Here is a 16,164-nt window from a genome sequence, read left to right on the forward strand (position 1 = left end):
TTTGTCATAAAACGGGCTTGGCGGTATTTATTGCATCTGGGTGGAAATTTAGCGCGTTTTCGAACATGCTTGAGGTTTGGGGGATGACTTCGCTGTCTGACAGTTGGTTACATGTCTGTCTTTACGCCGAACTATTTTTCTTCTTTATTGTCTTTTCCCAAGGTATCGTCTTTTGTTACGGCGTTATTTGCAAAAATTGTTAATATCCGAAAATTTGATTATACTCATAAAGTATTAGTGCTTTTGGTTTATAATCCATTGTTGTAGATTCACTTTTTAGTCTGAATCTGCCAATGCCCGATTGAAGACCGTTATGTAAAAAATGGCAGCGATGCGTATTTCGATTGCTATTTTTCTCGGTGGATTTAAATAAACAGGCAAGGCAGGAGCTTGGCGTTTTATCTCAATCCACTCAAAACAACAGAGAGAATTTATGGACACAACCAAACCTACTCCCCGTTCCGAACAACAAGCCAACCGCCGCTATCTGACCGTGTGGCGGTGGCATTTTTATTTCGGACTTCTGGTCGCCCCCTTTCTGACCCTGCTTGCCATCACAGGGTTGGGAATGCTTCTATTTGCCAACATTACCGGCAAAGAGGGCGAGCGTATAAACGTTACCCCGCAGGCGCAAGTGCAGCCTTTGTCGGCGCAGGCGGAAGCAGCGCGGCAGTCTGTTAATGCCGAAACCGCGTCGGTGGTGCAATATGTCGCGCCACGCGCCAATGATATGGTTGCCGTGTTCCGTGTGGACAATGGCGACAACTCGATGATGGTCGCCGTCGATCCCTATACGGCGAAGGTCGTCAATTCAACGCCGCGCAATGACGGCTGGTATCACATCATGGACGAAATCCATGGCGATATGATGATCGGTCCGGTGGGCGACTATATACTGGAAACAGCAGCTTCGCTGACTATCCTGATGATTATTACCGGTATTTACCTGTGGTGGGCGAAACAGCGCAGCCTGAAATCCATGCTTGTGCCGAAAGCAGGCAAAGGGCGCACATGGTGGCGCAGCATGCACGGCGCATTCGGTACTTGGGTTTCTTTGCTTCTATTGCTGTTCTGCCTGTCGGGCGTTGCTTGGGCAGGTATTTGGGGCGGTAAGCTGGTTCAGTCTTGGAGCCAATTCCCTGCCGGCAAATGGGGCGTCGAACCGAACCCTGTATCTACCGTGCCGACCCACGGCGATGTCTTGAACGACGGTAAAATCAAAGAAGTACCTTGGGTTTTGGAGCTCACGCCCATGCCTGTTTCCGGTACGACGAAGGGCGAAAACGGCATCAATCCGAGCGAACCGATGACTTTGGAAACGGTTGACCGCTTTGCCCGCGAAATCGGTTTCGAAGGTCGCTATAAGCTCAATCTGCCTAAAGGCGAAACGGGCGTGTGGACGCTGTCGCAGGACTCGATGAGCTACGATATGACCAGTCCGACCGCCGACCGCACGGTACACATCGATCAATACAGCGGCAAAGTCCTTGCCGACATCCATTACGATGATTACAACTTCTTCGGCAAATTCATGGCAGTCAGCATCGCGCTGCATATCGGTACGATGGGCTGGTGGAGCGTGTTGGCGAACGTCTTGTTCTGCTTGGCGGTTATTTTCATCTGCGTCAGCGGCTGCGTGATGTGGTGGAAACGCCGCCCGTCCAAAGCAGGCGGACTGGTTCCTCCGGCGCAGAAAATCGAGCTGCCGGTATGGTGGGCAATGGCTGTGCCGCTTCTGATTGTGGCGGTATTGTTCCCGACCGCCATCGCCGCCATCGCCGTGATTTGGATTTTAGATACGGCTTTGCTGTCGCGGATTCCGGCGCTGTCGCGGTGGTTCAAATAAACGCTTACGGCGTGTGGCAGACGATAAACCGTCAGGCTTGATTTGCCAAAGCTAAAAGGTCGTCTGAAAACCTAATTTGGTTTTCAGACGACCTTTTTTGAGGATTAACTGCAAATACTTGAATCGGTCAGAAGCTGAGGGGAGATAATCTACACCGGTTCCTTAATTATTTTTGGGTTGTATGAAATGCTCCGCTTCCTTCAGGATTTCAGGTTTCACAATTCCCTGTAAATCCTTAGTAGGAATGGTCAATTCAGGTCTGCCTAAAGAATACGCACCAATTGCGTAACTTTGATATAAGAACGTCAAACCGTTTTTATCGAAACGCCAGTTGTCCGTAGCGGAAAAATCATTGCCGTTATACTCGACAATATATTCCCGCGCGCTTTTTTCGTCATCCTCTCCGCCTTCCACCAAATACTTGACATAGGCTTCTTTAAGCAGGTGTGTCAGTTTGCCTTCTTGATTGGGTAATAGGATGTCATCCAATTTAAGCGGTTTCGGATTAGCAATGCCGCGTTTCAACACCGTCAGCGTATGCACACCGTTTCCGTGTGCGCCACAGGTGAATTCCCAGTCTTCTTGTCCGAAAACGGCATAGTTGGGCGTATAGCCTTCCAGTTCCAACGTATCTACATAGTCCAACGCACAAGGATAGCCACCATCTTTGCTGAGTTTCCTATTTTCCCGATTGGTCTCCTTTACGTCTTTGTCGCGTATTAAGGTCGTCTGAACCGATTTCTGCGTAGGCAGTTTGCCCCCCATTTGTTTTCTGACCCAGTTATCCATATGCTTATCACCGGTAATCGGATAGCCGACGGTAAGTTGATGGCAAAGGGGTTTGCCTTCACTGTTTTTTCCGTTACAGGATTTGACTTCCAAGGTTTTGGATTGAAATGATAAAGGCGCAGCCTGAGCAGTTGCAGAAAAAACGAGGGACAGTGCTGCGGCGGCAATTGTTTTGCGGAGCATATTAATACCAATTAGGATTTGGATTTAATCAGCGGGAAGCCCAATGCTTCGCGGCTTTCGACGTATTTCTGTGCCACAGTACGGCTGAGGGCGCGGATGCGGCCGATGTAGGTGGCGCGTTCGGTCACGGAAATGGCGCCGCGTGCGTCTAATAGGTTGAAGGTGTGTCCGGCTTTGAGGACCAGCTCGTAGGCGGGCAGGGCGAGGCTGGCGTTTTCTTCGGCGAGCAGGCGTTTGGCTTGCGCTTCGTAGTCGTTGAACTGGCGCAGCAGCCAGTCGGCATCGCTGTATTCGAAGTTGTAGGTGGATTGCTCGACTTCGTTTTGGTGGTACACGTCGCCGTAGGTGACGGTGTTGTCGTCCAGCGTTTTTGCCCAAACGAGGTCATAGACGTTTTCCACGCCTTGCAGATACATCGCTAAGCGTTCGATGCCGTAGGTGATTTCGCCGAGTACGGGGGTGCAGTCGATGCCGCCGACTTGTTGGAAGTAGGTGAACTGGGTCACTTCCATGCCGTTGAGCCAGACTTCCCAGCCCAAGCCCCATGCACCGAGGGTGGGGTTTTCCCAGTCGTCTTCGACGAAGCGGATGTCGTGGACTTTGGGGTCGATGCCCAATTCGCGCAGGGAATCGAGATAAAGGTCTTGGATATTGGCGGGCGCGGGTTTGAGCGCGACTTGGAACTGGTAATAGTGTTGCAGGCGGTTGGGGTTGTCGCCGTAGCGGCCGTCTTTGGGGCGGCGACTGGGCTGGACGTAGGCGGCAAACCAAGGCTCGGGGCCGAGCGCGCGCAGGCAGGTGGCGGGGTGGGAAGTACCGGCGCCGACTTCCATGTCGAAAGGTTGGATGACAGTGCAGCCTTTGTCTGCCCAGAATGTTTGCAGTTTGAAGATGATTTGTTGGAAGGTGAGCATGGCTTATGTTTCGGATTGGGATAAAAGGGGGATTTTACTGTTTTGACAGTGTTTTGGGTAGGTGTACAGGCAGATGGAATGGCAGGTCGGCGGTGTGATTTGACTGTCAATAAATGCGGAAACATGCCACAATGCCGTTATCCTGTTGTCTGTTTTAATCTGTTTTGATTGAATTTGAGGAGTCGCCCATGACCCCGATTTTGGCTTTCGATATTGAAACCGTGCCTGATGTGAACGGCATCCGCCTGTTGTACGATCTGCCTGCTTCTTTGCCGGACGACGAGGTCGTCTTGTTTGCTCAACAAAAACGCCGCGCCCAAAACGGCTCTGACTTTATGCAGCACCACCTGCACCAAGTGGTCGCCATTTCATGCTGTATGCGCTGGGGGCAGGACAAAATCCACGTCGGCACCATAGGCGAAATGCACGACAGCGAAGAGGAAATGATCGCCAAGTTTTTCGACCTTATTGAAAGCCATACGCCGCAATTGGTGAGCTGGAACGGCGGCGGCTTCGACCTGCCCGTCCTGCATTACCGCGCGCTGATACACGGCATTGCGGCGGCGCGTTATTGGGATATGGGCGAGGGTGATTTCGGCGACAGCCGCGATTTCAAGTGGAACAACTACATCAGCCGCTACCACAACCGCCATTGCGACCTGATGGATCTGCTCGCCCTGTACCAACCGCGTGCCAATGTGCCGCTGGATGATATGGCGAAACTTTGCGGCTTCCCCGGCAAGCTGGGCATGGACGGCAGCAAAGTTTGGGAAGCGTTCCACGCAGGTCGTCTGAAAGACATCCGGGATTATTGCGAAACCGATGCGGCAAATACTTATTTGATGTTCCTGCGCTTCCGCCTGATGAGTGGCGCTTTGGACGCGGACGAGTATGAAGTGGAAGTCAAACGGCTGAAGCATTACCTGACCGGACAGGCTCAGGACAAGCAGCATTGGAACGAGTTTGTCGCCGCGTGGCGTTGAGCTTCAGACTTGGAAAGTCATCGTTCCTGCCAACTATAAAGGTCGTCTGAAAAGCAGAATCCGGTATGGATTTCTGTTTTCAGACGACCTTTCGGTTTTGGCGTTACTTCTGAAAGCAAACCGCGTCATCGGAATATCGATAATGGTTGCAATGCGTTTTCAGACGACCTCAAGCTGTCGCCAACGGCAGCGTCGTGCGGCTTGGCTCTAAAGTTTTTATGGCGGCATTTCCTAGTCTTTAGAAATGCTGATGGTGTGTTTGACGTGTTTTAAATTCGCCACGATGGTAAACGTCATCATTACCAGCAAAGCCCACGAACTCCATTTGCTGATATGCACCGATGCCCATGCGCCGATTTGGTTGGGATAACGCCAAACGCCGAACAAAGTCCCTAAGTTTTCCGCCAGCCAAATGAAAAAACCGATGAGGACGAAAGATAGCAGAAGCGGCATTTTTCGGGTAGTGTCATAGGGCGTGTATAAAACCGTTGTCCGCGCATACAGCCCGAGTGCAAATGCGGCAAGATACCAGCGGTAGTCGCCGAGATAGTGATGAGTGAAAAAATTGACGTAAATTGCCAGCGCGCACAATGTGCTCAACCAATACGGCGGATGGCTTTTGATTCTGATATTAAAGAGCCGCCAAGCCTGAATGATGTAGCTGCCGACCGCCGCATACATAAAGCCTGCAAACAGCGGCACGCCGCCGATTTTGGTGTATGCCTCGTCCGGATAGCTCCAAGACTGGATGTCGCCCGATGTTTTGAACCACTCCAAAGCAAAGCCCACCAAGTGAAAAAGCGTAATCGATTTCACTTCGTCCCACGTTTCCAGCTTGAAATACAGCATCGCAGCCTGCACGGAGACTGCAAAAATCAGCAGTAGGTCATAGCGCGAAATCCCCAGCCAGCCTGTTTTCGGAATCAGGAACATGGCGATGAAAAACAGACCTGCAAACAAACAGGCGCGCGCTTCTTTCAGTCCGAAAAACCAGAATTCGACCGCAAAACGTCGCCAGCCGTGCAAATCATCCCGTTTCGGGTGTTCCATCAGCCAAGTATCCAGTTTGCCCAACATATTTTCAGACGACCTTCAGATTTGCAAAGTGACGGAATATAACGGAAATAGGGAAAGGATGGGATATGGTATGACGAACGGCAATGTTGGGAGATAGGGCGATGAGGGGTCGTCTGAAAGCGTGTGCGATGTTTAGCATTTTTTGAGCGATAGGATGGGTCAGGACAACGGACCTGTGGCGTGCAGATTATTCGAGCAGAGTAGGAGAGCAGGGTTTAAGGCAGGTTCGGAATAGGGAGTATCGCACAGGTTGAAACAGCAAACAGCTTTTGCGAATAGCACGCCCTAGATTTTCAGACGACCTTCCCGTATTCCTCCTCCTTCTTCGGGCTGTAAAATTTCTGCTAAAATCAAATGCCTTATCCCTTTCAGACGACATCGCCATGCAAGCACATACATTGGTCTGGTTCCGCCGCAACCTGCGCATACGCGACAACGCCGCGTTGTCCGCCGCCGTGAAGCGGGGATTGCCTGTGGCAGGCGTGTGGGTGGCGCGGAGGTCGTCTGAAATCCCCAATCCGCGTCAGGATTGGTTTCATTATCAGGCGGCGGCGGCTTTGCATGGCTCGCTGGCGGCGCGCGGTGTGGCTTTGTATGCGGTGAACCGTGTGGAAGAATTGCCTGCTTTGGCGACGCGGTTGAATGTTCAGACCGTAATTGCAGACGAAGCCTATACGTCGTCTGAAATCGGGCAAGATAACCGCATTTGGCGGATTTTGGATGAACAAGGCGTTGCGTTCGAGCGCGTTAACGACCGTACTGTATTCGCCAAGGCAGACATCATGGGCAGCCACGGCGCGCCTTATACCGACTTTCCGCATTATAAAGAAGCGTGGCTGGCTTTGTTTCGGCAGCGGTTCGGCGGGCAGGATGCGGGAGGCGGATGCGTTGAAATTTTTCAGACGACCTCTGTTGAAATGCCGTCATTTCCTGCGTGGAGTGGGCAGCAGGACATGGTTTCCGCACAACGTGGCGGCGAAGATGAAGCAGGCAAACAATGGCAGCATTTTGAAGAAAATATTGGGTTTTATCCGATTATGAAGGATTTTCCCGTCAGGAAAGGCACCAGTCGATTGAGTGCGTATTTGAGCGCAGGCTGCATTTCGCCGCGCGTGTTGGCGGCCGAAGCCGCAGGGCAGGGTGCAGATGCTTGGTTGGACAACTTGATTCGGCGCGATTTCTATCAACAGCTTGCTTACCACCGCGCCCGAATCGAGCCTGAATCTGCTGCCGAATCTACGCCGTTTTCAGACGACCTGACGGAACGCTGGCGGCAGGGGGAAACAGGTTTCCCACTTATCGATGCCGCCATGCGCAGCCTGAAATCGAGCGGCTGGCTGCATCCCGCCCTGCGCTCCCTGACGGCGGAATTTTTGTGCGGCATCCTGCATCAGCCGTCCGAACACGGCATCGTTTGGTTCGCCGCGCAGCAAACCGATTTCGACCCCGCGTTGAACGAAGGCAATTGGCAAACTGCCGCCCGAAATGCCCGCCGACGTTCCATCGATATAATCCAAACCGCCCGCCAGCTCGACCCCGACGGCACATTCGTCCGCCGCCACATCCCCGAATTGGCGCACTTACCTGTCAATCTCGTCCATACCCCGTGGCTCGCCTCGTCTGAAATTGACGCACACGGCTATCCGCCGCCCGTCGTCGCGCCATAACGTAAACCAAGCATCTGATATGGCTGCGGGTTTCTCATCACATGACATCTTTTAAGCGTAAAAAGCTTGAAGAAGTCCGTCCTTAAAATGCTTTTCTCCTCAACTCCTGTTCTCAAACAATTAACCGTCCCACAGAGGACGGTTAATTGTTTGAGGGAAATGAACAGACGGATTGCTTAAATAGGTCGTCTGAAAATTATTTTGTCTATTTTTTCTATGGTGGATTAATTTTGAAATCGGTTGGGCATTGCCATGTCTTTTTCCGATATAAAGTAAATTTGATATAAATATCTGAATGATAATGGGTTTGTTAATTTTTCTGGAAAATTAATTAGTAGCCAAACCATCGTAATATTGCCTGTTTTATAAGCTTCTTGATAAGCGGTATGAATTTGATATTTAACGGTAGTTACTAATTTATTTATTTTTTGATATGATAAGTAAATTTTTTAAAAAGGTAAAAACTATGAAAGGTATTATCAGGCTGGGAGATTCGACTACTCATGGAGGCGTTGTGGTTCAAGCGTCTTCGGATATGGTCATTGAAGGAAAGCCTGCCGCTCTGGTAGGCGATTTGGTTTCTTGCCCCATACCTGGGCATGGAACCAATCCGATTATCGAAGGCAGTCAATATATGTCGTTTAAGGGACGTGATGTCGCTGTGGACGGTTGTAAAACTGCATGCGGCTGCGCTTTGATCAGCAGTATGCCGACTGTCGGAAGTGACTAAGGGGAGCTGGAATCTGCAAGGAGCTAAAGTGCCGGATTGTCGGAAATAAGATACAAAATTGAATAATCTTTTTAGTGTCGCAGGTTTTTAGGGGCGCATACCTGATTCGGGGCAGGTTTGGTAAACAGCCCTTCATCTCAATAATTCAAAAGTTCTGATATTCAGAATACAGATTAAGTTTTTAGATTTTAAGTTTATTTTTCGGAAGTTATTATGAAGCCAATTTTTACTGGCATAGTGGTTATTATTCTAAGCATCGTCAGTGCAGTCTTACTCTACTTTTTAGGTCATAAATTCGGAATCGATACATCTGCAGCCAAAGCGGTTGTTTGGGCATGTATTACGGTAGTGACCTCGTTGATATTCTTTATCCCTCTGTTGACGCGAATGCTTTGGTCAGGTGTGTCCGACAGACATTCCAATTTGAAGCATCTGAATCCTGAAGATTTAAGCGGTGACAGTGCGGAATCTACCCATTTGATCGGTGTGTCGGAACGCTGGGAGCAGTTGAGACATATCTACTTGCTGACCAAGCAATATAAAAAACACCGTAAGCCTTGGATTTTTGTGGTCACTCAAGATACTGCCTTGTTGGAAGCTTCTTTGCCGGATATCCGCCGTCAATTGTGGGTGGAAACCGCATCGGCTATTTGGATTGATGCCCAGGCTATGGAGCCTGCAGGTGGCTGGCAATATCTGAGGGGCGTGGGTAAACGTCCAGCCGAAGGCATTGTCTCTCTTCAAGCAAAATCCTCAATTCACGAAAATGCCGCGCAATTGACTGAGTTAATGAAAAAGCTCGGATGGAAGCTGGCGATTAATCAGGTGTATCTGACCAATGAATCCGATGAAATGCCATCAGCCATCAGCCATGCTTTGAAATATGGTTCGACTGTATCGGCAACGGAGTTGGCGAAAGAATTGGATCAGTTTGCCAACCAGTTGGCAGCATTGGGTACGCAGCTGATTGAAGAAGATTTGCGCCAAACACCTATTGCGAAACTGTCTGCTACGTTGCCTGCCCACAGTCAAACTTTGGCGGATCATATTGCTGCTGAAAAACGGAGTTTGGGAAAACTGGATACAGTTGCCGGCGTTTCGTTTATTCAAACCAATAATCCTGAACAATCAGGAGATTTGATTTACCGTGCGTTTAACGACCTGTCTGTTTTGGGGTCTGGTAAGAAACTGCATTTGTCCAAAACGGAAAAAACCTATTTGGCAATGAGTGCCGTAGCTTTGCTGATCGGTAGTGTGTTCGCTGTGGGGGCGCACAGTAGTTATCAAGATATAGGTCGTCTGAATGCTGATTTGGAAAGCATTCAGAAGGCAAAATCACGCTCGGAAAAAGTTGCAGCATTAGTCAAACTGCAACAGAGTATTACCGAAATGGAATCCGGCAGGGATTTCTTGCAATATACAGCCAAGTTCTTGGGCTATGAACATAGAAAAGAGTTGTTGGCTGCTGCGTATCGTAAATACGGTATTTTGGTTAAAGATGTCGTCAGCCGCCCAGCTACCGTATTCTTCGCGAATAAGTTGGATGGTTTGACTATGCTAGAAGGGCAGATTCCGGACGACTTCGCGCTGCAAGACAGTTCTTATCAAGACCTGAAAGCATATTTGATGCTGACGTCTCATGTAGAGAAAACCAAAGACAAAAAAGATGCTGAATTCCTGACGAAAAAGTTGGTGGAAATGCTTTCAGCACAGAATGTTTCTACCAAAGATGCACAAATTTTGGCTCAATTCTTTGTACCACGCATGGCTACCCATTCCGGTTGGCTTGAAACCGAGCAACCTGAATTGGTATCACGAAGCCGTCAGATTCTGGTGGATTGGATCAACCGCGACCAAGGCAGTGAACAGTTATACAAACGCATCGTACAAGGTACGGATGCCAAGCTGAAAACCATTACATTGGCAGAGCTGTTGAATAAGGATTTGAAAGGCATTTGGAATGTCGGCAAACCTTTGCCTCGCGTGTATACGGTCGAAGGCTGGGAGAAACACGTCAAGCCTGCTTTGGATCAAGCTGTTAAAGACAGCAAGAATACTGACTGGGTGTTGGGTGGAAACCTGCATCAGGCACCGGTGACGGAAGCTGCGATCAACAGTCTGAAAGAGCGTTATTTCAAAGAATATGCTGCGGCTTGGTATGACATGATGAACAGTATTACATGGCAGCCAAGAACGACCAATTTGGATGCGGTCAATCAGTTCCACGTTTATGCGGATCCTCAGCGTTCCCCATTGGTGGCATTGTTCCATGCTGTAAAAGAAAGCAGCCAGTTGGACAGCAAAAAAATCGACGTAAATCCGGCGGTTGCCGATGCTGCAAAACGTGCGGCGGCAAGACAGCTGTCTTCCCGCTCGCGTAGGGTTGCCGATACGGTATTAAATTCACAGGCTGAAAACATCAACGCCCTGGAAGGTAAAGTCAATGATTATCTGGCAGGACCGTTGGAAGCAGAATTTGAAAACCTGCTGCAATTGATTGACGCACAAATCAATCCGAAGAGCGATTTGAGCCTGCAACGTTACCTTGAGCGAGTGACGACCATTAAACAACGCTTGATTCAAATGGCGTCTTCTTCCGATACCGGTGGCGTAGCCAGATCGGCCGTACAAGGTGTTTTGAATGGCGGAGACAATGAATTTCTTGAAGGTATGCAGTATGCACGTTTGATTGAGGCTGGTGTGGGCGACAGATTGCTGCCGTTTGCGCGCAACGTTTTTGTCTTGCCATTTAATTCCGTATGGGATTCGATTGCAGGCGTGGCCCAAAAAGACATCAATAATCTGTGGGCAAGCAATTTTGTTAATCCAATGCAGTCCGAGTTGGGCGGCAGATATCCGTTTGCCAAATCAGAAACCGAAGTTTCGATTCCCGTATTGGCAAAATACTTGGATATCAACAAAGGTGCATTGAATCAGTTTGTAACGACTCAATTGGCAGGCGTTTTGACCAAACAAGGCAATCAATGGATCGTAGCGCCGGGAAGCGAATTGAAAGTCAATTCCGGACTGTTGCAACAGTTGAATAAATTGAGTGCGATTTCTGAGGATTTCTTCGTCAACGGAGAAGGTGGTTACAGCTTTGAGCTTAAGCCGACGTCTACTCAGGGGATTGTTCAATTCGACTTGGTTGTTGATGGTCAATCATTGAATTATTTCAACCAACAGACAGAGTGGAAGCCATTCAAATGGCCGGGTGATGTCAGCAATGCCGGTTTGCGTATTTCTTGGGAAACCGAGGCAGAAGGTATGCGTAAAACTCAGGAAATCAGCGGACGTTTCGGTTTCATCCGTATGCTTGAAAAATCTAGGGTTACACCGATTGATGGAAGTACTTATCTGGTTGAGTTCCCGCTGGAAAAAGACAAATTGATGCGCTTCTATATGCGAACCAATTCCGGTAAAGGACCGTTGGGACTGTTGGATCTGAAAAATATCCATCTGCCGAATAAGATTTTTGAGGTTAAATAATGATGACATTACCCCAATGGGTAAAGCCGATACTCGGTGATGAAGGTACATCTATCACCGATAACAATATCCATCGCTGGCAAGAATGGTTGGAGCCTGTTTCAGACGACCATCCTTGTGGCGAGGATGTCGCCTATGCAGATGATTTTGAAGCCATCAAAATTGAGTTGGCCAAACTTTCGGGTATGGATTACCGATTGATTTTGGATGCTTCAGAACGCCTGCTGAAGTGTGAATCTAAAGACCTGAGGGTGGCAACCTATTACATTTTTGCCTCGCTGAGAGACAGAGGTTTGGCAGGGTTTTCTGACGGCTTGGAGATTTTGTGCGGGTTGCTGCAAAAATTCGATCAGTCGCTGTGGCCGAAAAAACCGGTACAAAAACGTAATGCATTAAATTGGTTGTCCGGTGAAAGGGTGTTGGATACGCTTAAAGAAGTAGGATTATCTGATTCTACGGAGCTTAAGCGGACATTATCGGCTTTGATGTCGTTGCAACATTATTTTGAAGGATGGGAAGAGGCAGTGCGCCCCAGCTTATTCCCATTGTTGCAATATTTTGAAGAGTCATCTGTTCGTTTTTCATCCTCACCGACAAGTGCAAATCAAAATCAGGAAGCTGTTGCGCCTGTTGAGCAAGTGGCAACGCCGCAAATTCATCAAGAGAGTCGAGGGTCGTCTGAAAATCTAACTGTTACTAAGGTTAACTCTTCTAAAGCCTTACTGGATCAAGTCAGGATTAATGCTGCCTACTTGAGAGAACAGGATGATGGTTATTGGTCTGCAAACAAGATGATTCGAGCCGTCCGTTGGGGCGGATTGAACGGTATTCCTCCGCATCAAAACGGTCAGACGCGGTTGAAGGCTCCGAGGGCAGATTTATTGGCAAACTTGAATCGTTTGGTTCAGGAGCAGCAATGGCGCGATTTGCTCGATAAAGTGGAAGCGGCTTTTTTGGAAGGTGCTAATCACTATTGGCTGGATTTGCAATATTACGCATGGCAAGGTCAGCAGGCATTAGGTGGTTTATATCTTTCCCAAGTTGATTCTTCGCTATTTGAGTTGAAATCCTTATTGACCCGATGCGAAGGCCTGACCGGTTTAAGTTTTGATAACGGATTCCCGTTTGTATCGGCCGATACGCTTAAGTGGCTGGAACAAAAAGTCATGTCGTCTACGCGCAAGCAGACGAATAGCCAAGCCATTCAAAAGGCAGTGTTAGAACCGTCATCTCAGGAGGAAAACCAAGAAAGTTACTGGCAACAGGCGCTGTTGAAAACGCAAGAATACGGTTTAGACGCCGCATTTGCTTGGTTGGAAACATTACCAGAATGGCAGACAGGTTCGGGGCAGGTTAAGAAATGGTTGATGATGGCTCGGTTGGCTGTAAGCGCCCAAAAGGCGGACTGGGCTGTGAAACTGTTGGAACAGGCTTCGAAGCAGATGCAAGTGTTGACAGTTAAAGAGTGGGACAAACATTTTACGTTTGAAGTGTATGCCCTTTGGTATCAACTATTAAGTGAAAATCTTGATAATAAAGATATTGAGGCTGTCAAACAGCTCGAATTTTTACGGACAGAATTGATGCAGGCGGATGTTGTCCGTGCATTGGAATTAATTTATTAAACATATATTATGTCAGATCCCACATTACGCTATTATGAAGAAGAGATGCGGTATCTCAAAGAGGCGGGATTAGAGTTTTCAAAAGCCCACCCTGATCGTGCCGCAATGCTGAATTTAGACAGGGTAGGTACGCGCGATCCTTATGTAGAAAGGTTGTTTGAAGGCTTTGCTTTCCTGACAGGGAGAATCAGACAAAAATTAGATGATGACTTTCCGGAATTGACGGAGGGATTGGTCCATATGTTGTGGCCGCATTATCTGAGGATGATTCCTTCTCTGACTGTTTTGGAATTGATTCCGGATAATAAAAAGTTGCAAGGAGGGCAAGTCGTCAAAAAAGGATTGTCCGTTCAGTCCGAACCTATCAATATTAACGATAGATTGACCAGATGTTTGTATCGGACCACTGCTGATGTTGCGCTCCAGCCTTTGAGCATATTGCATACATTGTTGGATTATGATGCGAATGGTCAAAGCGTCATCAAATTAACTTTTGGTATCCACCGACAAATACAAAAAGAAAATTTAGATTTTTCCAAAATCAGAATTTATATTTCCGCCGATGAACCGATTGCCTTCGCATTGCGTCATGCTTTGTTGAATCAGACAGCGCGAATCAGCCTTCATCATGCCGAATTGCCATCTGCCGACAATATACAGTTTAAGGCAGTCGGATTTGCTGAAGATGAAAGATTGTGGGAGAAAGTTAATAACAGTTTTAGCGGCTACCAACTATTGTTGGAATATTTTTGTTTCAAACAGAAGTTTTTCTTTATTGATTTAGTGGGCATTGATGCCGGATCATGGTCGGAACGGATTAATGAATTTAGCGTGAATGTGGTTCTTTCTAAGCAATACCCTTCCGAGCTTCGATTCCCTCCTGACTGCTTGAAATTGAACTGCGTGCCTGCCATCAATCTGTTTGATATGGAAGCAGAGCCTATTCGAGTGGATCATAAGGCGTTCGAATACCCTGTTAAGCCGTTACTACATGAAGGTATGGCTGTTGAGGTTTATTCCGTCGAAGAGGTAGAGGCGGTTAATCATGAAACAGGTAAGCGTTATCCCTATATTCCTTTTTCCTCATTCCAGCATCGTGGCGGATTGATGAAATATGATGCGCCGGAAAGGTATTTCCATACCAAAGTCAAGCAAGGCGTATCAGGAAGACATGAAACATTTATCATGCTTGGAGGATTGTTGTGGGATAGAAAAGACATACTGCCTACCGAGACGCTTTCATTGAAAGTGGTGGGGACAAATGGCGCTTTGCCGCGTAAAAGTCTGAGGGAAACCCAGATTCAAGACGACGATATCGCCGAACCAAATGTCAAAATGGTCAGAAACCTTACTACGCCGACTTTGTCTTGCTATCCGCCGACAGAGGATAGATTCCAATGGCGCATATTGTCCCATTTGTCACCCAACTATTTATCACTATTGAATGTCGACAGTTTGAAAGGTGCATTGTCCATTTACGATTGGACTGAAGACGAGCTGAACAAGCGCAGACTGAATGGTATTGTTGATGTCAAACATGAAACAGTACAGAGAATCGAGCGTGGCGCAGTCCATCGCGGAATTCATATCACCGTAACATTTGATTCAACCGCATTTAGCGGTGAGGCGGAAATTTATTTGTTCGGAGAATTATTGAACGAATTTTTTGCAATGTATGCTGATTTGAACCTGTTTACCCGGTTCAGCATTGTTTCTCTGCCATCCGGGAAAACATATACATGGAAAGACAGCAAAACAACTATCACACGGTTTTAGAAACGGCGCACAAAAGCGCTAAAGAAAATAACGGCAGGCAGACGCTTCCTTTATGGGAGATTCCTAGAAATAAAGCGCAGCGCGAAAGCGGGTCGTCTGAAATCTTCCAAGAGAAATTGGGGGAGTTTATTGTACGCAATGCGGCAACGATGAATTTCTTCCAATTTTGCCGGGTTTTAGAAACCCTTGCCGAAGGAAATGAAGAAAAGGCTGTCGAGTCAACCGTAAGATTTAGAAGGGTAAAATCTTTATCTTTCCCTTCGGGGGAAATTGCATCGGTTGAATATGACGCAGAAGCCGATTTGCCGACCGTCAGGACGACATTTTTAGGTTTATACGGCGTCGATGCAGTTTTGCCGGATTACTTCCTGAACGATATTGCGACGCATAAAGACGGCAGTGAAAGCCTAGCGGCATTTTTAGATATCTTTAACCACCGAATCACGACCCTGTTTTTCCAAGCATGGAAAAAATACCGTTATCCGTTTCTGTTTCAACGGGAGGGGCAAGATGACCTATCGCGTTCACTTCTGCACCTTATCGGGCAAGGCATGGTCAACGGCAAATTCATGCATCCTCTGCTGGATAGCAGGATTTTGGGATTGTTCAGTATTTTTTACCAGCGAACCCGAACCAAAGAAGGGATTGTCAGCATCGTCAGATATCTGCTTCCCTTTGCCGATGTGAACGTAAAAGAGTTTCAGCCGCAATGGGTCATTTTGGAAAAGGACCGCAAACTGGGGAAAGCCGGTTTGCGATTAGACGGAGGGAGTGCATCTTTGGGCGGGCGGATAAAAGATTACAGTCATTTGGTGCGCATTGAAATTACGCCTGATACATTTGACAACGCGCAGCTTCTGTTGCCAAAGCAGCAATTACACCAAAAATTGCTCGAATTATTAAAACTCTATTTGGGTCGTCGTTTTGATGCGAGTGTTTACCTAAATATTAAAAAACAATGGATACCCAAAAGCCGTTTGGAAAAAAAACAAATATTAGGGATTAATACCGGTTTAGGTGCAATGCACCAAGACAAACAAATAAAAATAGCGAACTATACTTACTCAAACTAACTTCAAGAAAAC

General features: G+C 47.8%; 13 protein-coding genes. 10 read left to right on the forward strand and 3 right to left on the reverse strand.

Translation table 11 applies throughout. From position 1 onward, the window contains the following. On the forward strand, window positions 1–203 hold a 203-nt coding region (locus HMPREF2572_RS14835), incomplete at its 5' end, for a hypothetical protein (RefSeq protein WP_210385296.1). 230 nt (window positions 204–433) lie between these two features. Beyond that, window positions 434–1,846 carry a PepSY-associated TM helix domain-containing protein gene (locus HMPREF2572_RS06870; RefSeq protein ID WP_070497173.1) on the forward strand — a complete coding sequence of 471 codons (1,413 nt, stop codon included), beginning with the start codon at window positions 434–436 and terminating at the stop codon, window positions 1,844–1,846. A 162-nt stretch (window positions 1,847–2,008) separates the two neighbouring features. Here the strand turns inward: HMPREF2572_RS06870 and HMPREF2572_RS06875 are convergent, their stop codons facing one another. Both HMPREF2572_RS06875 and glyQ read right to left on the reverse strand, forming a co-directional pair. After that, window positions 2,009–2,818, reverse strand: coding sequence for an RsiV family protein (locus HMPREF2572_RS06875; protein ID WP_070497175.1), 810 nt, complete (start codon window positions 2,816–2,818; stop codon window positions 2,009–2,011). A gap of 11 nt (window positions 2,819–2,829) precedes the next feature. Then, window positions 2,830–3,732 carry a glycine--tRNA ligase subunit alpha gene (glyQ, locus tag HMPREF2572_RS06880; RefSeq protein ID WP_070497179.1) on the reverse strand — a complete coding sequence of 301 codons (903 nt, stop codon included), beginning with the start codon at window positions 3,730–3,732 and terminating at the stop codon, window positions 2,830–2,832. A 188-nt stretch (window positions 3,733–3,920) separates the two neighbouring features. Between glyQ and HMPREF2572_RS06885 the strand changes: the two genes are divergently transcribed. After that, window positions 3,921–4,715: a 3'-5' exonuclease gene (locus HMPREF2572_RS06885; RefSeq protein ID WP_003744040.1), complete on the forward strand. Its 795-nt coding sequence runs from the start codon at window positions 3,921–3,923 to the stop codon at window positions 4,713–4,715. After that, a complete protein-coding gene (locus HMPREF2572_RS14185) occupies window positions 4,696–4,926 on the forward strand; it encodes a hypothetical protein (protein ID WP_148132301.1) in 231 nt (76 codons plus the stop codon). Before HMPREF2572_RS06885 ends, HMPREF2572_RS14185 begins: the two co-directional genes overlap by 20 nt. Window positions 4,927–4,946: 20 nt before the next feature. On the opposite strand, the gene HMPREF2572_RS06890 is transcribed toward HMPREF2572_RS14185, so the two are convergent. Then, window positions 4,947–5,792 carry a DUF817 domain-containing protein gene (locus tag HMPREF2572_RS06890; protein WP_070497181.1) on the reverse strand — a complete coding sequence of 282 codons (846 nt, stop codon included), beginning with the start codon at window positions 5,790–5,792 and terminating at the stop codon, window positions 4,947–4,949. 383 nt (window positions 5,793–6,175) lie between these two features. On the opposite strand from HMPREF2572_RS06890, the gene HMPREF2572_RS06895 reads away from it, so the two are divergent. The 6 genes from HMPREF2572_RS06895 to tssG all read left to right on the forward strand — a co-directional run bounded on the left by HMPREF2572_RS06895 (window position 6,176) and on the right by tssG (window position 16,152). Then, window positions 6,176–7,459 carry an FAD-binding domain-containing protein gene (locus HMPREF2572_RS06895; RefSeq protein ID WP_070497184.1) on the forward strand — a complete coding sequence of 428 codons (1,284 nt, stop codon included), beginning with the start codon at window positions 6,176–6,178 and terminating at the stop codon, window positions 7,457–7,459. A 466-nt stretch (window positions 7,460–7,925) separates the two neighbouring features. Further along, entirely contained in the window at window positions 7,926–8,189 is a 264-nt protein-coding gene (locus HMPREF2572_RS06900) for a PAAR domain-containing protein (RefSeq protein ID WP_049231213.1), read from the forward strand. A 213-nt stretch (window positions 8,190–8,402) separates the two neighbouring features. Further along, on the forward strand, window positions 8,403–11,678 hold the full coding sequence (locus HMPREF2572_RS06905; protein WP_070497186.1) for an ImcF-related family protein: 3,276 nt from the start codon (window positions 8,403–8,405) through the stop codon (window positions 11,676–11,678). Further along, window positions 11,678–13,303, forward strand: a complete 1,626-nt coding sequence (gene tssA, locus HMPREF2572_RS06910) for a type VI secretion system protein TssA (RefSeq protein WP_070497188.1) — start codon at window positions 11,678–11,680, stop codon at window positions 13,301–13,303. Before HMPREF2572_RS06905 ends, tssA begins: the two co-directional genes overlap by 1 nt. Before the next feature lie 9 nt (window positions 13,304–13,312). After that, on the forward strand, window positions 13,313–15,079 hold the full coding sequence (tssF, locus tag HMPREF2572_RS06915; protein WP_070497190.1) for a type VI secretion system baseplate subunit TssF: 1,767 nt from the start codon (window positions 13,313–13,315) through the stop codon (window positions 15,077–15,079). Beyond that, entirely contained in the window at window positions 15,043–16,152 is a 1,110-nt protein-coding gene (tssG, locus tag HMPREF2572_RS06920) for a type VI secretion system baseplate subunit TssG (RefSeq protein ID WP_070497192.1), read from the forward strand. The genes tssF and tssG overlap by 37 nt, the downstream gene beginning before the upstream one ends. Window positions 16,153–16,164 lie beyond the last annotated feature (12 nt).

Origin of the sequence: Neisseria sp. HMSC064E01 (genome assembly GCF_001808875.1) — a bacterium.
In the GTDB taxonomy this organism is placed as follows: Bacteria; Pseudomonadota; Gammaproteobacteria; order Burkholderiales; family Neisseriaceae; genus Neisseria; species Neisseria sicca_A.

Coding starts and splice junctions, on each gene's coding strand:
- tssA (WP_070497188.1), top strand. CDS start 11,678: ATGATGACATTACCCCAATGGGTAAAGCCGATACTCGGTGATGAAGGT.
- HMPREF2572_RS06870 (WP_070497173.1), top strand. CDS start 434: ATGGACACAACCAAACCTACTCCCCGTTCCGAACAACAAGCCAACCGC.
- HMPREF2572_RS06895 (WP_070497184.1), top strand. CDS start 6,176: ATGCAAGCACATACATTGGTCTGGTTCCGCCGCAACCTGCGCATACGC.
- glyQ (WP_070497179.1), bottom strand. CDS start 3,732: ATGCTCACCTTCCAACAAATCATCTTCAAACTGCAAACATTCTGGGCA.
- HMPREF2572_RS06890 (WP_070497181.1), bottom strand. CDS start 5,792: ATGTTGGGCAAACTGGATACTTGGCTGATGGAACACCCGAAACGGGAT.
- HMPREF2572_RS06885 (WP_003744040.1), top strand. CDS start 3,921: ATGACCCCGATTTTGGCTTTCGATATTGAAACCGTGCCTGATGTGAAC.
- tssG (WP_070497192.1), top strand. CDS start 15,043: ATGGAAAGACAGCAAAACAACTATCACACGGTTTTAGAAACGGCGCAC.
- HMPREF2572_RS06905 (WP_070497186.1), top strand. CDS start 8,403: ATGAAGCCAATTTTTACTGGCATAGTGGTTATTATTCTAAGCATCGTC.
- tssF (WP_070497190.1), top strand. CDS start 13,313: ATGTCAGATCCCACATTACGCTATTATGAAGAAGAGATGCGGTATCTC.
- HMPREF2572_RS06900 (WP_049231213.1), top strand. CDS start 7,926: ATGAAAGGTATTATCAGGCTGGGAGATTCGACTACTCATGGAGGCGTT.
- HMPREF2572_RS06875 (WP_070497175.1), bottom strand. CDS start 2,818: ATGCTCCGCAAAACAATTGCCGCCGCAGCACTGTCCCTCGTTTTTTCT.